Genomic DNA, 14001 nt, shown 5'->3' with positions numbered 1-14001 from the left:
CTGCGCGCCAGCCGTCATTGCAAGCCCGCATTGAGTCACGGTGGATTTCCCTATATACCCCGCTTGAACTCAATAGATTTTCACAAGCAAAATTAGTTGTTTACAATCAATCTCTGCACTGGAAGGACGCTCAAATCACCTGTCTCCTGAATGCCTGAACGTCAATTACTAAAAATTTAGTTTGACACATACGCAAAAAATCGCTGATGCTGTTCTGCATCCGGTTCCCGCCGGAGAACCATAAATTTTGGGAGGAGACAGATGCGGAGACATCTACTTTCCGCAGTGGCGGCGGCTGCCGTCATTGCGGGGCACGGGTCCGCTTGGGCCGACGAAGCCGCAGCACAACGTTGGATCGACGACGAATTCCAGCCATCGACCTTGTCGAAAGACGAACAGATGGCCGAGATGCAATGGTTTATCCAAGCTGCACAGCCCTACGCTGGCATGGAAATCAACGTCCTGTCCGAAGGTATTCCGACGCATTCTTACGAGTCGGAGGTTCTGACCAAGGCTTTTGAAGAAATCACTGGCATCAAGGTCAATCACCAGATCCTTGGCGAAGGCGAAGTGGTCCAGGCTGTTCAAACCCAGATGCAGACAGGTCGGAACCTGTATGACGGCTATGTCAACGACAGTGACCTGATTGGTACCCACTCGCGTCTGCAACTGGCCTATCCGCTGACCGACATGATGGGCAGTGACTGGGCGGCGACAACCTCGCCAACAATCGATCTGGATGACTTCATGGGCATTCAGTTCACCACCGGGCCGGACGGCAAGCTGTATCAGCTTCCCGACCAGCAGTTTGCGAACCTCTACTGGTTCCGCAAGGACTGGTTCGATGACGAGGCCAACAAGGCCGCATTCAAAGAGAAATACGGCTATGATCTGGGCGTTCCGGTCAACTGGTCGGCCTATGAAGACATCGCCGAGTTCTTCACCAATGACGTGAAAGAAGTCGACGGCGTGGCGATCTACGGCCACATGGATTACGGCAAGCGCGCGCCTGACCTTGGCTGGCGCATGACCGACGCCTGGCTTTCGATGGCCGGTGCCGGTGACAAGGGCGAGCCGAACGGTATTCCGGTTGACGAATGGGGCATCCGCATGGAAGCGGGCACCTGTAACCCGGTCGGCGCCTCGGTGTCGCGCGGTGGTGCTGCAAATGGCCCCGCAGCGGTCTATGCGATCCGCAAATGGGACGAATGGCTGCGGGCCTACGCGCCTCCAGGTGCGGCGTCTTACGACTTCTACCAGTCGCTGCCGGCACTGAGCCAGGGCAACGTGGCCCAGCAGATTTTCTGGTACACCGCCTTTACCGCCGACATGGTGAAGCCGAAGTCCGAAGGCAACAACACCGTGGATGACGAAGGCACGCCGCTGTGGCGGATGGCGCCCAGCCCCCACGGCCCCTACTGGGAAGAAGGCCAGAAGGTTGGCTACCAGGACGTGGGTTCCTGGACGTTCCTGAAATCAACCCCCTCGGATCGTGCGCAGGCAGCCTGGCTTTATGCCCAGTTCGTTACGTCCAAGACTGTTGATGTGAAGAAGTCCCATGTGGGTCTGACCTTCATCCGCGACAGCTCGGTCAACCACGAGTCGTTCACGGAACGTGCATCCAAGCTGGGTGGTCTGGTCGAATTCTATCGCTCGCCTGACCGCGTGGCATGGTCGCCGACCGGCATCAACGTACCGGACTATCCAAAGCTGGCCCAGATCTGGTGGCAGCAGATCGGTGACGTGAACTCGGGCGCCTTCACCCCGCAAGAGGCGATGGACCGCCTGGCCGAAGAGATGGACATCACCATGGCCCGTATGCAGGCCGCGGATGAAAGCGCCGGTGTCTACGGTGGCTGTGGCCCGCGTTTGAATGAACCGCAGGACGACGCATTCTGGCTGGAAAAAGCGGGTTCGCCCAAGGCCAAGCTGGAAAACGAAAAGCCGCAGGGCCAGACCGTCAACTATGACGAACTGGTTAAGCGCTGGCAGTCCCAGTAAAAGCAACATCGTAGGCCGGGCTTAAGCCCGGCCTACCCCTGAATGCCCCGCGAGTTTCCCAGATGATCGAACTTCAAGACGCGACCAAAAGGGTCGGCAACGTCATCCATATCAAGCCAACCAACCTGACGCTGCAAACCGGCCATTTCAACGTGCTATTGGGCGCGACAGGTTCCGGAAAAACGTCACTGATCAAGATGATGGCCGGGTTGGACCCGATCGTCTCGGGCAATGTCCTGATGGACGGGCAGGACGTGACACGGTTGAACACGCAAAAGCGGCAGATCAGCCTGGTGCACCAGTTCTTCGTGAACTACCCGCATATGACCGTATTCGACAATATCGCCTCGCCTCTGCGCGTGGCTGGCATGGCCAAGTCCGAGATCGATGGCCGCGTGGAAGAGGCCGCCGATCTGCTGCAATTGCGCCCCATGCTCCACCGCCGCCCACACGAGCTGTCGGGCGGGCAACAACAGCGAACCGCGCTGGCGCGTGCCATTGCAAAAGAAAGCCGCGCCGTCTTCCTTGATGAGCCGCTGGCGAATCTTGATTATAAACTGCGCGAAGAGTTGCGCGAACAACTGCCCGACCTGTTCGCTGGTCGCGGGGCCGTCGTTGTCTACGCCACCTCGGAGCCTGAAGAGGCATTGCTGCTGGGGGGCTACACCGCGCTGATGGACGACGGCCGCGTGACCCAGTTCGGCCCAACCACCGACATCTACCGTAATCCGGAAAACATTGCCGCGGCGCGTGTATTCTCGGACCCGCCTATCAATGTGGCTCGTATCACCGTTGCCAGCGCCCGGGCGCAATTGGCAGGCAATGTCGGCTGGGCTGTCTCGGACATGGCCGATGGGGAATATATGGTCGCTGTGCGCCCTCATCGCGTGACGCCATTCCGTACGTCTGACGCTGATGTCGAACTGACCGGACGTGTGATCGTGACCGAACTGTCAGGTTCGGATTCCAGCGCGCATTTCCAGCATGGGGACGAAGCCTGGGTTTCACTCGCCGCTGGTGTGCATCCCTATCAGGTCGGCGAAGATCACAGTTTCTACATGAACCCGGCCCATTGCCGGTACTTCAGCCAAGACGGCAAAAGGGTGGCCTGACATGGCACAGATCAAGCTTTCAAACCTCCGACACAGCTATTTGCCATCGCCAAAAGGCCCCGAGGACTATGCGCTGAAGGAAATCGACGTCACGTGGCGCGATGGCGGAGCCTATGCACTGTTGGGACCGTCAGGTTGTGGCAAGTCAACGCTGCTGAACATCATATCCGGTCTTCTTACCCCCTCGGAAGGCCGGATATTGTTCGATGATCAGGACGTCACCGCCCTGCCCCCGGACCAACGCAACATCGCGCAGGTTTTCCAATTTCCGGTGATCTACGACACGATGACCGTGGGCGAGAACCTGGCCTTCCCGCTGAAAAACCGGGGGGTTGATCCTGCGACAATCAAGCGCCGTGTTCTGGAAATCGCCGAGATGCTGGATGTTACGGATATGCTGAACACCCGCGCATCGGGCCTGAGCCCGGACAACAAGCAGAAGATCTCGATGGGTCGCGGCCTTGTTCGCGACGACGTGAATGCGGTGATGTTCGATGAACCGCTGACCGTGATCGACCCGCACCTGAAATGGAAACTGCGATCCAAGCTGAAAGAGCTGCATCAGCGCGTGCAGGCAACCATGATCTACGTGACGCACGACCAGACCGAGGCGCTGACCTTCGCCGACGAAGTGGTGGTAATGCAAGACGGTGAAGTGGTTCAGATCGGAACACCTGTCGAATTGTTTGAACGGCCGCAGCACACATTTGTCGGCCATTTCATCGGCTCGCCGGGTATGAATGTCCTTCCGTGTGAAGCCAAAGGCGACCGCGCCGTATTTGAAGGGCACGAGGTCATGCTGGAAGGTCCCACACACGGTGACGGCGGCCGCACCGATTTGGGTATCCGCCCGGAATATGTAGGTTTCGGCGACACTGGCATTCCGGCACATGTGACCAAGGTCGCCGATATCGGCCGCCACTATGTGGTCAGCGCCGTGGTCGGCAACACCGCCCTCAAGGTCGTGACCGAACACAGTGTACCGGAACCGGGATCACAGGTCTTTTTGCAATTCAAACCCGAACAATCCCGCGTCTACCGCGACGGCTGGATCGCAACTCAGGAGCGGGTGCAATGAGAACGGAAAACCAAAAGGCGTGGTTCTTTGTCCTGCCCGTACTTGCGCTGGTAGCGTTCAACGCGCTGGTGCCTATGATGACGGTGGTCAACTACTCGGTGCAGGAAACCTTCGGCAACAACCAGTTCTTCTGGGAAGGACTGGGCTGGTTCGAACAGATCCTGCGATCCGACCGGTTTCAGGCAGCACTTGGACGGCAGTTTCTGTTCACCTTCCTGATCCTAATCATCGAGGTACCGCTGGGCATCATCGTCGCCCTGTCGATGCCGCGCAAAGGCTTTTGGGTGCCTGTCTGTCTGGTGCTGATGGCCTTGCCGATGCTGATCCCTTGGAACGTTGTAGGGTCGATGTGGAACATCTTCACCCTGCCCAAGATTGGATTGCTGGGATATTTCCTGAATGACGTGCTAGGCATCAACTATGACATGACGCAACAGCCGCTTTCGGCCTGGATCACCGTCATCGTCATGGATGTGTGGCACTGGACGTCGCTGGTCGTGCTGCTGTGCTATGCGGGCCTCGTATCAATCCCCGACGCCTATTATCAGGCCGCCAAAATCGACGGCGCCAGCCCGTGGTCGGTGTTCCGCTATATCCAGCTGCCAAAGATGAAGACGGTTCTGACCATCGCGGTTCTGCTGCGGTTCATGGACAGCTTCAATATCTATACCGAGCCTTTTGTTCTGACCGGGGGCGGTCCCGGCAACTCGACCACCCTGCTGTCGATTGACCTTGTGAAGATCGCGCTGGGGCAGTTCGACCTTGGCCCGGCGGCAGCGATGAGCCTGATTTATTTCGCCATCACGCTGCTGGTGTCGTGGCTCTTCTACACCCTGATGACAAAGGACGACGCAGAATGAAAAAGCGGTCCATCATCCCGATCCTCTATATAGCGTTCCTGATGCTTCCGATCTATTGGCTGGTGGCGATGTCCTTCAAGACCACGAACGAGATCCTGTCGGGCTTTTCCTTGTTTCCCCAGACTTTTACGCTGGAAAACTATATCACCATCTTCACTGACCCGACGTGGTACTGGGGTTACATCAACTCGATTACCTATGTGACTCTGAACACAGTGCTTTCCGTCTGCGTTGCCCTGCCTGCGGCTTATGCGTTCTCACGCTATCGGTTCCTCGGCGACAAGCAGCTGTTCTTCTGGCTGTTGACCAACCGCATGGCCCCGGCGGCCGTGTTCGCCCTGCCATTCTTCCAGCTCTATTCGTCGATCCACCTTTTCGACACCTATCTGGCCGTGGCTTTGGCCCATACGCTGTTCAACGTGCCGCTGGCGGTGTGGATTCTGGAAGGGTTCATGCGTGGTATCCCAAAGGAGTTGGATGAAACCGCCTATGTGGATGGATATTCGTTCCCGCGCTTCTTCGTGACAATCTTCCTGCCCAACATCAAGGCAGGTGTCGGTGTCGCGGCGTTCTTCTGCTTCATGTTCTCATGGGTGGAAATGCTGCTGGCCAAGACCCTGACTGCGGTTGAGGCCAAACCCATCGCTGCCGTGATGACCCGCACAGCATCCAGTGCCGGGTACGAGTTGGGTCTGCTGGCCGCTGCGGGCACCCTGACCATCATCCCCGGTGCCATCGTCATCTGGTTTGTTCGCAACTACATCGCGCGTGGCTTCGCGATGGGACGAGTGTGAGGTTCGACATGCGAAAACTGCTTCTCACCCTCCCCTTCGTGCCCTCAGCAGCCTTTGCTCAGGCCAAGGCCGGATGGGGCAATGTCGGACAGGAGGCCGAAAAAGGGTTCTCGTGGACGGACCCCTTGTGGCCCGATTTCTGGATGGCATGGACACCTGCCACGCTGGCCGTGTTTGTCGGCATCTTCTCGGCCATAGCATGCATTGGCCTGCTGGAAGGTTTCAAGTTCCGCGACGGGATTGAACGACGCGGGGTTCTGGGGCTGACAACCACGCTAGGGGATCGCCTGTTCATTACCCTTCTGGGGTCCGCGTACATTTTCCTGGCGTGGCTTGGATTGGTCGGGCAACCGGTCTGGACACCGCTATTCCTGTCGATTGGCTGGGGCGTTTTTGTGTTCTGGAAAGTTTAGACTTTGAGAAATCGCGAAAGGATGCTTGTCTGTCAGGCATAATAACCATGACGACACCGAGACCGATGCGAAAGAAAAAGACGACAAATCTGCTGACCGAGGTCGAACTGGAGTTCATGAACGAGCTCTGGGCCCTCGGGCAAGGCTCGGTGCGTGATGTCCTGGACCGCCTGCCGTCAGAACGCAACCTGGCCTATACATCCGGGGCCACGATCCTGCGCATTCTGGACGAGAAGGGTTTTGTGGAAAGCCAAAAGTCGGGAAAAACCCTGATCTATACGCCGCTTCTGGAAAAGGACAGATATCAGGCCCGTTCGCTGCAAAATCTGTCGCGCACGCTTTTTGACGACACCCCCGCCACACTGGTGGCGCGGCTGGTCGACGACGCGGGGCTGAGCGAAGCCGACCTGGAGGAAATTCGAGCACTGGTAGAGAGGAGACTGCAAAATGACAGCGGTTAGACCGGTTCTCGACGTATTCATCGAACTCAACATCGTGCTGGCCTTTTCGGCGGTCATCTGGCTGATGACCCGCACGGCCCTAAGCCGCACCGCACTGCGCAATGGCTATGTTGTACAGTTGCGGGCCCTCAAGACCCTGTGCATCTGCGTCCTTGCCAGCCCGTTTCTGGCGGTTTGCGTGTCGTCGCTGACGACCTACGCTTGGCCGGGCAGTGCCGTGGCCCTTGGTGATATCGCTGTTGCGGCCTATCTGCGCGGTGACATCGCAATGCCTGCGACGCAGTTTGAAGCACTGCTGAACACTCGCGAAAGGTGGGTAGATCTTGCATTGTCGGGACAGCAACCTGTGATCACCCTCGTTGCCGCCATACTTGCCTGTGTCGCTGCCGTGTACGCCGCGCGTGCCTTGCGGGACGCAATGGCGATCCGTCAGACTGTCAATTCCAGTTTTCTTTGGCGGCGGTCTGCCAAGGTGGATATTCGCCTGTCCGATCGCATCACCGTGCCGTTCGCCGTGCGCGGACTTCGCCGCCGCCACGTCGTTCTGCCTAGCCATTTGCTGGACACCCCGCGAGAGTTGCGTTTTGCGCTCGCTCACGAGTTTCAGCATATCCGTACTGGTGATGTGGAATGGGAACTGGGGTTTGAGCTGCTGCGTCCGCTTTTGTTCTGGAACCCTGCCTACCTGATGCTCAAGTATCAATTCGGCCGGCTGCGCGAGTTGGCCTGTGACCAGTCGGTTGTTGCGCGCAAACGGATTGATGCGCGGGAATACACGGCGTGCCTGCTGGACTATTGCGCCCGGACAATCTCAACCAACAGCCCACGCGTTCTGAATGTTGCTTTTGTGACAGGCGGCAAGGCAAAGCGCGTACTGCGGCAACGTGTAATCGCACTGACCGATGTTCAGCCTTCGGTACCCGCCTTGCCGGCATTGTTCCTCGGCATGACGCTGATCTTTGGCGCCCTTTTGGCTCTGGGGTCGGCCTCAATCCAGCAGACACGGGATTGGAGCCATGACCGCCTGATGCTGTCAACGGTGGTCAACTTGGAACGACTGGAGGCGCGCAATCAGGGGAACTGACCTGATCGCTTACCAGCCGCGACGCCCGAACAGCGAGTGAAGTCGCCCCTGATCGGTAAAAGGCTCGGGCGATTGCACGCGTTCCAGCCGCGCAACAACGCGCGCGACAAGAACCCATCCTATGACAGCAAAGATGACGCCCCCAAAAGCCTGCCCCAACAGAACGCCCGACGCCCCGGCGATTTGTGAGCCAATTGTGGCAAACACCCATGTGCCAATGGTGTGACGACCCCAGTTTATCCACGTGGAATAGACCGGATGGCCTAGATTGTTGAAACTGGCATTTGTCACAAAAATCACACCGTTGAAGAAAGAAGCCAATGCCAGCGGGCCACAGAACAAGTAAATTAGTACGCGCGTTTCCCCCTGGGCTGCGAACAAATTTGCAATTGGGGACCGCAGCAAAAACAAAATAGCCGACATGCAAAGAACATAGATTGCGGTGAACTTGATCCCGGCCAGAAACGCAGTGCGCACGCGATCAAATTTTTCTGCCCCGAAATTCTGCCCGATGATTGGCCCTATCGCGCCGGACAGCGCAAAGATGACCGAAAACGCGACCGGCAACAGCCGCCCGATCACCGCCATACCCGCAACTGCATCCGTTCCGAACTGCGCGATTTCCCGAACAACGATGGCATTCCCGATCGGCGTGGCGACGTTCGTCAGAACAGCAGGGATTGCGATGGCCCGCACGGGCCGAAAATCCTGTGCCACCTGTTTCATCGATGGGCGTGCAAACCCCTGATGCACCCGCAGCGCGGGCCATAAGGCTGCGCCCAACATACATAGCCGCGCCAGAACTGAGGCTATCGCGGCCCCATCCAACCCCAGTCCAACGGCAAATATCAAAATCGGGTCAAGAACTGCATTCACAACGCCGCCGTAAATCGTTGCCATCATTGATCGGCGCGCATCGCCGTGGGCGCGCAGCACAGCCATCGCTGCCATCGCAATCGACATCACCCACATAGTCGGCAGAATGATCGACACATAGCGCGTCGCCAGCCGCAAAACCTCGCCCTTTGCGCCAAGCAGCGACAGCAGAAAGCTGACGTTCAGCAGCACCAAAACGGAGGTTACCAACCCGACGATCAGCCCCAGCACGGCGACACTGGACGCGTATTGCCTTGCCTGTTCGACCCGCCCGCCGCCCAACTCACGCGCGACCAGCGCCCCGGCAGAAATCGACAGACCGATATTGATGGCGTTCGTAAAAAACAGCAGCGTCCCGGCATAACCTACCGCTGCGGCCAGCGCGTCGTTGCCCAGCATCGAGATAAAGACCATATCGACAAAATCGACAGCAAAGATCGCCATCAATCCAATGCTCGTGGTCAGCGACATGCGCGTCACATGCAGCATCAGGTTGCCACTTAGAAAGATTGCCTTACCTGATGATTTTTCCACCAATACTCTGGTCGTCCCATCTGCGCGACCCAGACGGGCCCATGATGCCACTGCGTTCGACAAGGGAAAGCCCCGGGCAACGCCTAAGTAAACTCACGCGTTTCCGGGGCTTTGTACACCGATTATTTCAGTTCAGGCTGAGCCGACAGGAATCACACAAAGCGGTTCACGTAATTCTCAAGCACTTCCTGACGCCCCGAGCGTGGCTGAGGATTGAGGTCTTCGGCAATCACCCGCGCTGCAATCTCGTCGAGGCCAGAGGTTAGCATCGCCTGAGCTTTAGGCGTTTTCCAGCCTGCATACCGGTCGGCCAGCGCCTGTTCCAGACCACCATCTTCAAGCATCGCAGCTGCCGCTTTCAGGCCCCGGGCACAGATATCCATCCCGCCCACATGCGCAGCGATCAGGTCTTCGGCGTCGATGGATTGCCTGCGAAGTTTAGCGTCGAAGTTGGTGCCACCCGTGGTAAACCCGCCCGCTTTCAGGATGTGGTAATAAGCCAGCGCGACTTCGGGCGTGTTGTTGGGGAACTGATCCGTATCCCACCCGGACTGGTAATCGTTCCGGTTCATGTCGATGGACCCAAGCATACCCTCAGCCGCAGCAACAGCGATCTCATGTTCGAAACTGTGTCCTGCCAGAATTGCGTGCCCTTGTTCCAGGTTCAGCTTGACCTCATCCTCGAGGCCGTACTTGCGCAGGAAACCGATACAGGTTGCCGCATCGAAATCATATTGATGCTTGGACGGCTCCTGCGGTTTGGGTTCGACGAGGATCGTGCCTTTGAAGCCGATCTTGTGCTTGTACTCGACCACCATGTTCAGGAACCGGCCCATATGATCCAGTTCGGCCTTCATGTCGGTATTGAGCAGCGTCTCGTAGCCCTCGCGTCCACCCCAAAGCACATAGTTCTCGCCGCCCAGTTTGTGGGTCGCGTCCAAACAGGATTTCACCGTGGCGGCAGCGAAAGCAAAGACGTCGGGGTCGGGGTTGGTGCTGGCACCCCCCATCCAGCGACGGTGGCTGAACATGTTGGCCGTTCCCCACAACAGCTTGGTGCCGGATGCCTGCATCTTTTCACCGATATAATCGGTGATCTCATTCAGCGTGCGCAGATTGTCGGCGAAGTTCCCATGCTCAGGGCGGATATCCGCGTCATGCCAGCAGAAATAGGGCTGTCCCAGGATCTGAAACATCTCAAAGGCGATATCGGCCTTCATCTTCGCGCGGCCCATGTCGTCTTGCGGATGCCATGGGCGTTCAAAAGTCGAGCCACCAAACGGATCCCCGCCTTCCCAGGCAAACGAGTGCCACCACGCCACAGCAAAACGCAGGTGATCCTCCATGCGCTTACCCATGACGATCTCGTCCGGGTTGTAGTGACGGAATGCGAGCGGGTTCTTACTGTTTTCGCCCTCGAATTGGACCTGCTCGATCCCCTGAAAGAAACCGCTCGTCATCTCTTTTACCTCATTCCGTCTTTTCACCAGGTTTCTTGCCCAGAATGATCATCGACAGCAAATCGTCATCCGTGACATCGGCGATGTCGACTGTGCCAACCAGTTGCCCGTTTTTCATGACCGAAGCCCGGTCGCACAACTCCATTACTGCATGCACATCGTGGTCGATCAGGAAAATTCCGATCCCTTGCGCCTTGAGCTGCTGGATCAGGTCCGCCACCATCTGTGTTTCGTGCGGGCCAAGCGCGGCTGTGGGCTCGTCCATGATCAGGATGCGCGCATTGAAATATACCGCACGCGCGATGGCCACCGACTGCCGCTGACCACCGGATAGCGCCGAGACCGGGTCGTTGAACTTCTGAAAGTTCGGGTTCAACTGTGCCATGATCTTGCGGCATTCGGCCTCCATCGCAGCATCGTTGACCAGCCCGAAAGGCGTTACCATTTCCCGCCCCAGGAAAAGGTTCGAACTTGCATCCAGATTGTCCGCCAAGGCCAGCGTCTGATAGATCGTCTCGATATTGTTGGCACGCGCATCGCGGGGGTTGTTGATCTCAACCTTCTTGCCGTCGATCAGGATCTCTCCGTGGTCCTTCTGATAGGCACCCGAAAGCACCTTGATCAGCGTAGATTTACCGGCCCCGTTGTGGCCCAGAAGGCCAACAACCTCGCCCGGGTACAAGTCGACCGAGACACGGTCCACCGCCTTGATGCCGCCGAACGAAATCGAGATATCGCGCATTTCGACAAGCGGAGGCTGGCCGGACCCTCGGCCCGAAGTTTGGTTCTGTGTTTCTTGTGCTTGCATCATTTCGCTCCCAGACGTTTGCGATAGACGATGTCGATATAGACGGCCAAAACCAGAACGGTGCCCACGACGATGTTCTGAAACGGTGCGTCCACGCCAACCATAGCCATGCCCGATTGAAGCGCCTGCATGATCAGCGCGCCAAGGATCGCGCCGTAGATCGTACCGATACCACCGGACAGCGCCGTGCCGCCGATTACGGCCGCAGCAATCACGCGCAGCTCATCCAATGTGCCGATATCGTTCGAGTGGTTGGCCAGGCGGGCCGAAGCCACGACCGCCGACAGCGCACACAGGAACCCCATCAGGGCAAAGATCTTGACGGTCATCATGCGAGTGTTGATGCCCGACAGTTCCGCCGCATCCGGGTTGCCCCCCGTGGCAAAGATATAGCGGCCAAAGCGGGTTTTGCGGGCCACAACAGTCAAGGTTACCGCAACAAGGATCAGGATCAGAACCGAGATCGGGATACCATAACCCACAACAAGCCCCTCAGGCAGGGCCTCGCCGCGCGCTTCGAACATACGTTCCAGCCTGCGGGTGGGAATCGAGTAGCTGTTGACGATCAAGACATAGCCCATAATGGCGATGCCAATGATCCCCGCCAATGTAGTTTCAGCCCAAACCGGTTTCACAGGAAACCCATGGGCAGCCTTGGAGCGGCGACCGCTCCACAACGCCCAAACCGCAATAGCGGTGGCGGCAAGGCCGAACAGAAGGCTGACCGTTGTTCCCAATGTCCCGTTGGTTCCGCCAAATATCAGGAAGGTGCTGTCCAGCGGGCCGATAGTCTGGCCATCGGTCATGTACCAGGCGACGTTGCGCCAGACCAGAAAACCGCCAAGCGTCACGATAAAGGCCGGTATGGTCAGATAGCCGACCATCCAACCGTGGAATGCGCCGATCAAGGTTCCAACTGCAAGGCCGACAACAAGGGTGATTGCCCAGGTGGCCGGGTGATTCAAACCTAGCCCCAGCACGTTCGGCAGAATCTCGGTCTGGGTCATCGCCATGACGGCGGATGTGGTCGCCAGCAGCGCGCCGACCGAAAGATCAATGTGGCGCATCACGATAATGAACACCATGCCACAGGCCATGATCGCGACCGAGACCGTCTGAATCGACAGGTTGAACAGGTTTCTGGGCGTCAGAAAACGGCCATCCGTTACGATGTTGAAGCCGATGCACAGGATGATGAAGGCGCCGATCATGCCCAATAGCCGCATGTCCAGTTCCAGTTGCTGGAACAGGCTGGCCTTTGCTTTTTGGGGTACCGGCTGAGACGAAGTTTCGGTCATATCCGATCTTTCATGTTCAGCTATGGTCTCTGGCCCGACCTTGCGGGCCAGAGACGTTATGGTTTGGACACTTGACTTAGTTACAGGGTGCAGGACCGTTTTCGACGCCCTGGCACAGGTGTTCCAGCGGAATCCAGCCAGCATCGACCACAACGGACAGGTTGTCTTTGGTGATCGGCACAGGTGCCAGGAAGACTGACGTCATCTCGGTTCCACCTGGCGAAGTCCAGCTGACCGCGCCTTCAACGTCTGCTGCAGCCGTTCCGCCGCTTAGCGCGACTGCGATTTCACCTGCGGCCTTGCCCAGCTCACGTGCGTCTTTCCAGACCGAAACGGTTTGTGTGCCTTTGGCCACCCGGTTCAGCGCCGCATGGTCGCCATCCTGACCTGACACCGGAATGCCGTCCATACCTTGTGCGGTCAGTGCAGCAACAACACCGCCTGCAGTTCCGTCATTTGACGCGACCACAGCATCGACTTTGTTTTCGTTGGCCGTCAGGATCTGTTCCATGTTGCGCTGCGCGTTCGCAGGCAGCCAGCCATCGGTATAGGCTTCGCCGACGATCACAATGTCACCACTGTCAACAGCGCCCTGGATGATCTCCTGTTGGCCACCGCGCAGGAAATCCGCGTTCGGGTCGGTTGGCGAGCCCTTGATCATCACATAGTTGCCCTTGGGCATCGCGTCGAACACCGCGCGCGCCTGCATACGACCGACTTCGACATTGTCAAAGGTCAGGTAGAAGGCCCGATCATCTTCGATCAAACGGTCATAAGCGATGACTGGGATACCTTCGTCGGCCGCTGCCTGAACAGCTGGACCGATGGCCTGGGAATCCTGCGCCAGAATGATCAGCGCATCAACACCCTGGGCGATCAGGCTTTCAATATCCGACAATTGCTTGGCCGACGACGATTGCGCATCTGCCGAAATATACTCGGCACCGCCTGCCTCAAGCGCGGCTTTGATCGCCGCTTCGTCGGTTTTCCAGCGCTCTTCCTGGAAGTTCGACCAGCTGACACCGACCGTGGTTTCTGCAAACGCAACCGTCCCCATCAGGACGGCCACAGCAGAAGCGCTGAGAATTCGTTTCATGATTTCCTCCCGGTTTATCGAGCCATCGCTTCATGATTCGTGGCTCTCACAATTCTGAGTATCATATTTATTTCAGTCAGTAAAATATTTATGCTACCGGAAAGAAGAAAAACCGCTTACGCTTAG

13 protein-coding genes are annotated in these 14001 nt (G+C 57.6%); 8 read left to right on the top strand and 5 right to left on the bottom strand.

Going from position 1 to position 14001, the window contains the following annotated elements; all coding sequences use genetic code 11:
* Positions 1-261 precede the first annotated feature (261 nt).
* From ACR0BF_RS03590 to ACR0BF_RS03555, 8 genes are all read left to right on the top strand, one after another.
* Positions 262-2001: an ABC transporter substrate-binding protein gene (locus ACR0BF_RS03590; protein WP_480624293.1), complete on the top strand. Its 1740-nt coding sequence runs from the start codon at positions 262-264 to the stop codon at positions 1999-2001.
* Between the two features lie 62 nt (positions 2002-2063).
* Positions 2064-3113, top strand: coding sequence for an ABC transporter ATP-binding protein (locus ACR0BF_RS03585; RefSeq protein WP_480624292.1), 1050 nt, complete (start codon positions 2064-2066; stop codon positions 3111-3113).
* A gap of 1 nt (position 3114) precedes the next feature.
* Positions 3115-4191 (top strand): ABC transporter ATP-binding protein, encoded by a 1077-nt coding sequence (locus tag ACR0BF_RS03580; protein ID WP_480476374.1) that lies wholly within the window; start codon positions 3115-3117, stop codon positions 4189-4191.
* On the top strand, positions 4188-5051 hold the full coding sequence (locus tag ACR0BF_RS03575) for a carbohydrate ABC transporter permease (protein WP_480493503.1): 864 nt from the start codon (positions 4188-4190) through the stop codon (positions 5049-5051). Before ACR0BF_RS03580 ends, ACR0BF_RS03575 begins: the two co-directional genes overlap by 4 nt.
* Positions 5048-5845 carry a carbohydrate ABC transporter permease gene (locus ACR0BF_RS03570; RefSeq protein ID WP_155139158.1) on the top strand — a complete coding sequence of 266 codons (798 nt, stop codon included), beginning with the start codon at positions 5048-5050 and terminating at the stop codon, positions 5843-5845. The genes ACR0BF_RS03575 and ACR0BF_RS03570 overlap by 4 nt, the downstream gene beginning before the upstream one ends.
* 8 nt (positions 5846-5853) lie before the next feature.
* Positions 5854-6258, top strand: coding sequence for a DUF2160 domain-containing protein (locus ACR0BF_RS03565; protein ID WP_480604084.1), 405 nt, complete (start codon positions 5854-5856; stop codon positions 6256-6258).
* Between the two features lie 65 nt (positions 6259-6323).
* Positions 6324-6719 (top strand): BlaI/MecI/CopY family transcriptional regulator, encoded by a 396-nt coding sequence (locus ACR0BF_RS03560; RefSeq protein ID WP_480476368.1) that lies wholly within the window; start codon positions 6324-6326, stop codon positions 6717-6719.
* A complete protein-coding gene (locus ACR0BF_RS03555) occupies positions 6706-7803 on the top strand; it encodes a M56 family metallopeptidase (protein WP_480624291.1) in 1098 nt (365 codons plus the stop codon). Before ACR0BF_RS03560 ends, ACR0BF_RS03555 begins: the two co-directional genes overlap by 14 nt.
* 9 nt (positions 7804-7812) lie before the next feature.
* On the opposite strand, the gene ACR0BF_RS03550 is transcribed toward ACR0BF_RS03555, so the two are convergent.
* The 5 genes from ACR0BF_RS03550 to xylF form a co-directional block, all read right to left on the bottom strand.
* Positions 7813-9213 carry an MATE family efflux transporter gene (locus ACR0BF_RS03550; protein WP_480622362.1) on the bottom strand — a complete coding sequence of 467 codons (1401 nt, stop codon included), beginning with the start codon at positions 9211-9213 and terminating at the stop codon, positions 7813-7815.
* Positions 9214-9365: 152 nt separating this feature from the next.
* The gene (gene xylA, locus ACR0BF_RS03545) at positions 9366-10673 is read right to left on the bottom strand and encodes a xylose isomerase (RefSeq protein ID WP_480624290.1); all 1308 of its coding nucleotides are present in this window, start codon (positions 10671-10673) and stop codon (positions 9366-9368) included.
* A gap of 10 nt (positions 10674-10683) precedes the next feature.
* Entirely contained in the window at positions 10684-11481 is a 798-nt protein-coding gene (locus tag ACR0BF_RS03540) for an ATP-binding cassette domain-containing protein (protein ID WP_209504341.1), read from the bottom strand.
* The gene (locus ACR0BF_RS03535) at positions 11481-12779 is read right to left on the bottom strand and encodes a sugar ABC transporter permease (RefSeq protein ID WP_480624289.1); all 1299 of its coding nucleotides are present in this window, start codon (positions 12777-12779) and stop codon (positions 11481-11483) included. The genes ACR0BF_RS03540 and ACR0BF_RS03535 overlap by 1 nt, the downstream gene beginning before the upstream one ends.
* A gap of 76 nt (positions 12780-12855) precedes the next feature.
* Positions 12856-13875 (bottom strand): D-xylose ABC transporter substrate-binding protein, encoded by a 1020-nt coding sequence (gene xylF / locus ACR0BF_RS03530; protein WP_480624288.1) that lies wholly within the window; start codon positions 13873-13875, stop codon positions 12856-12858.
* Positions 13876-14001: the final 126 nt, after the last annotated feature.

Source organism: Ruegeria sp. AG7 (assembly GCF_056541545.1).
Note: the sequence above shows the minus strand (reverse complement) of the source record. Positions and strands in the feature narration are given on the sequence as shown.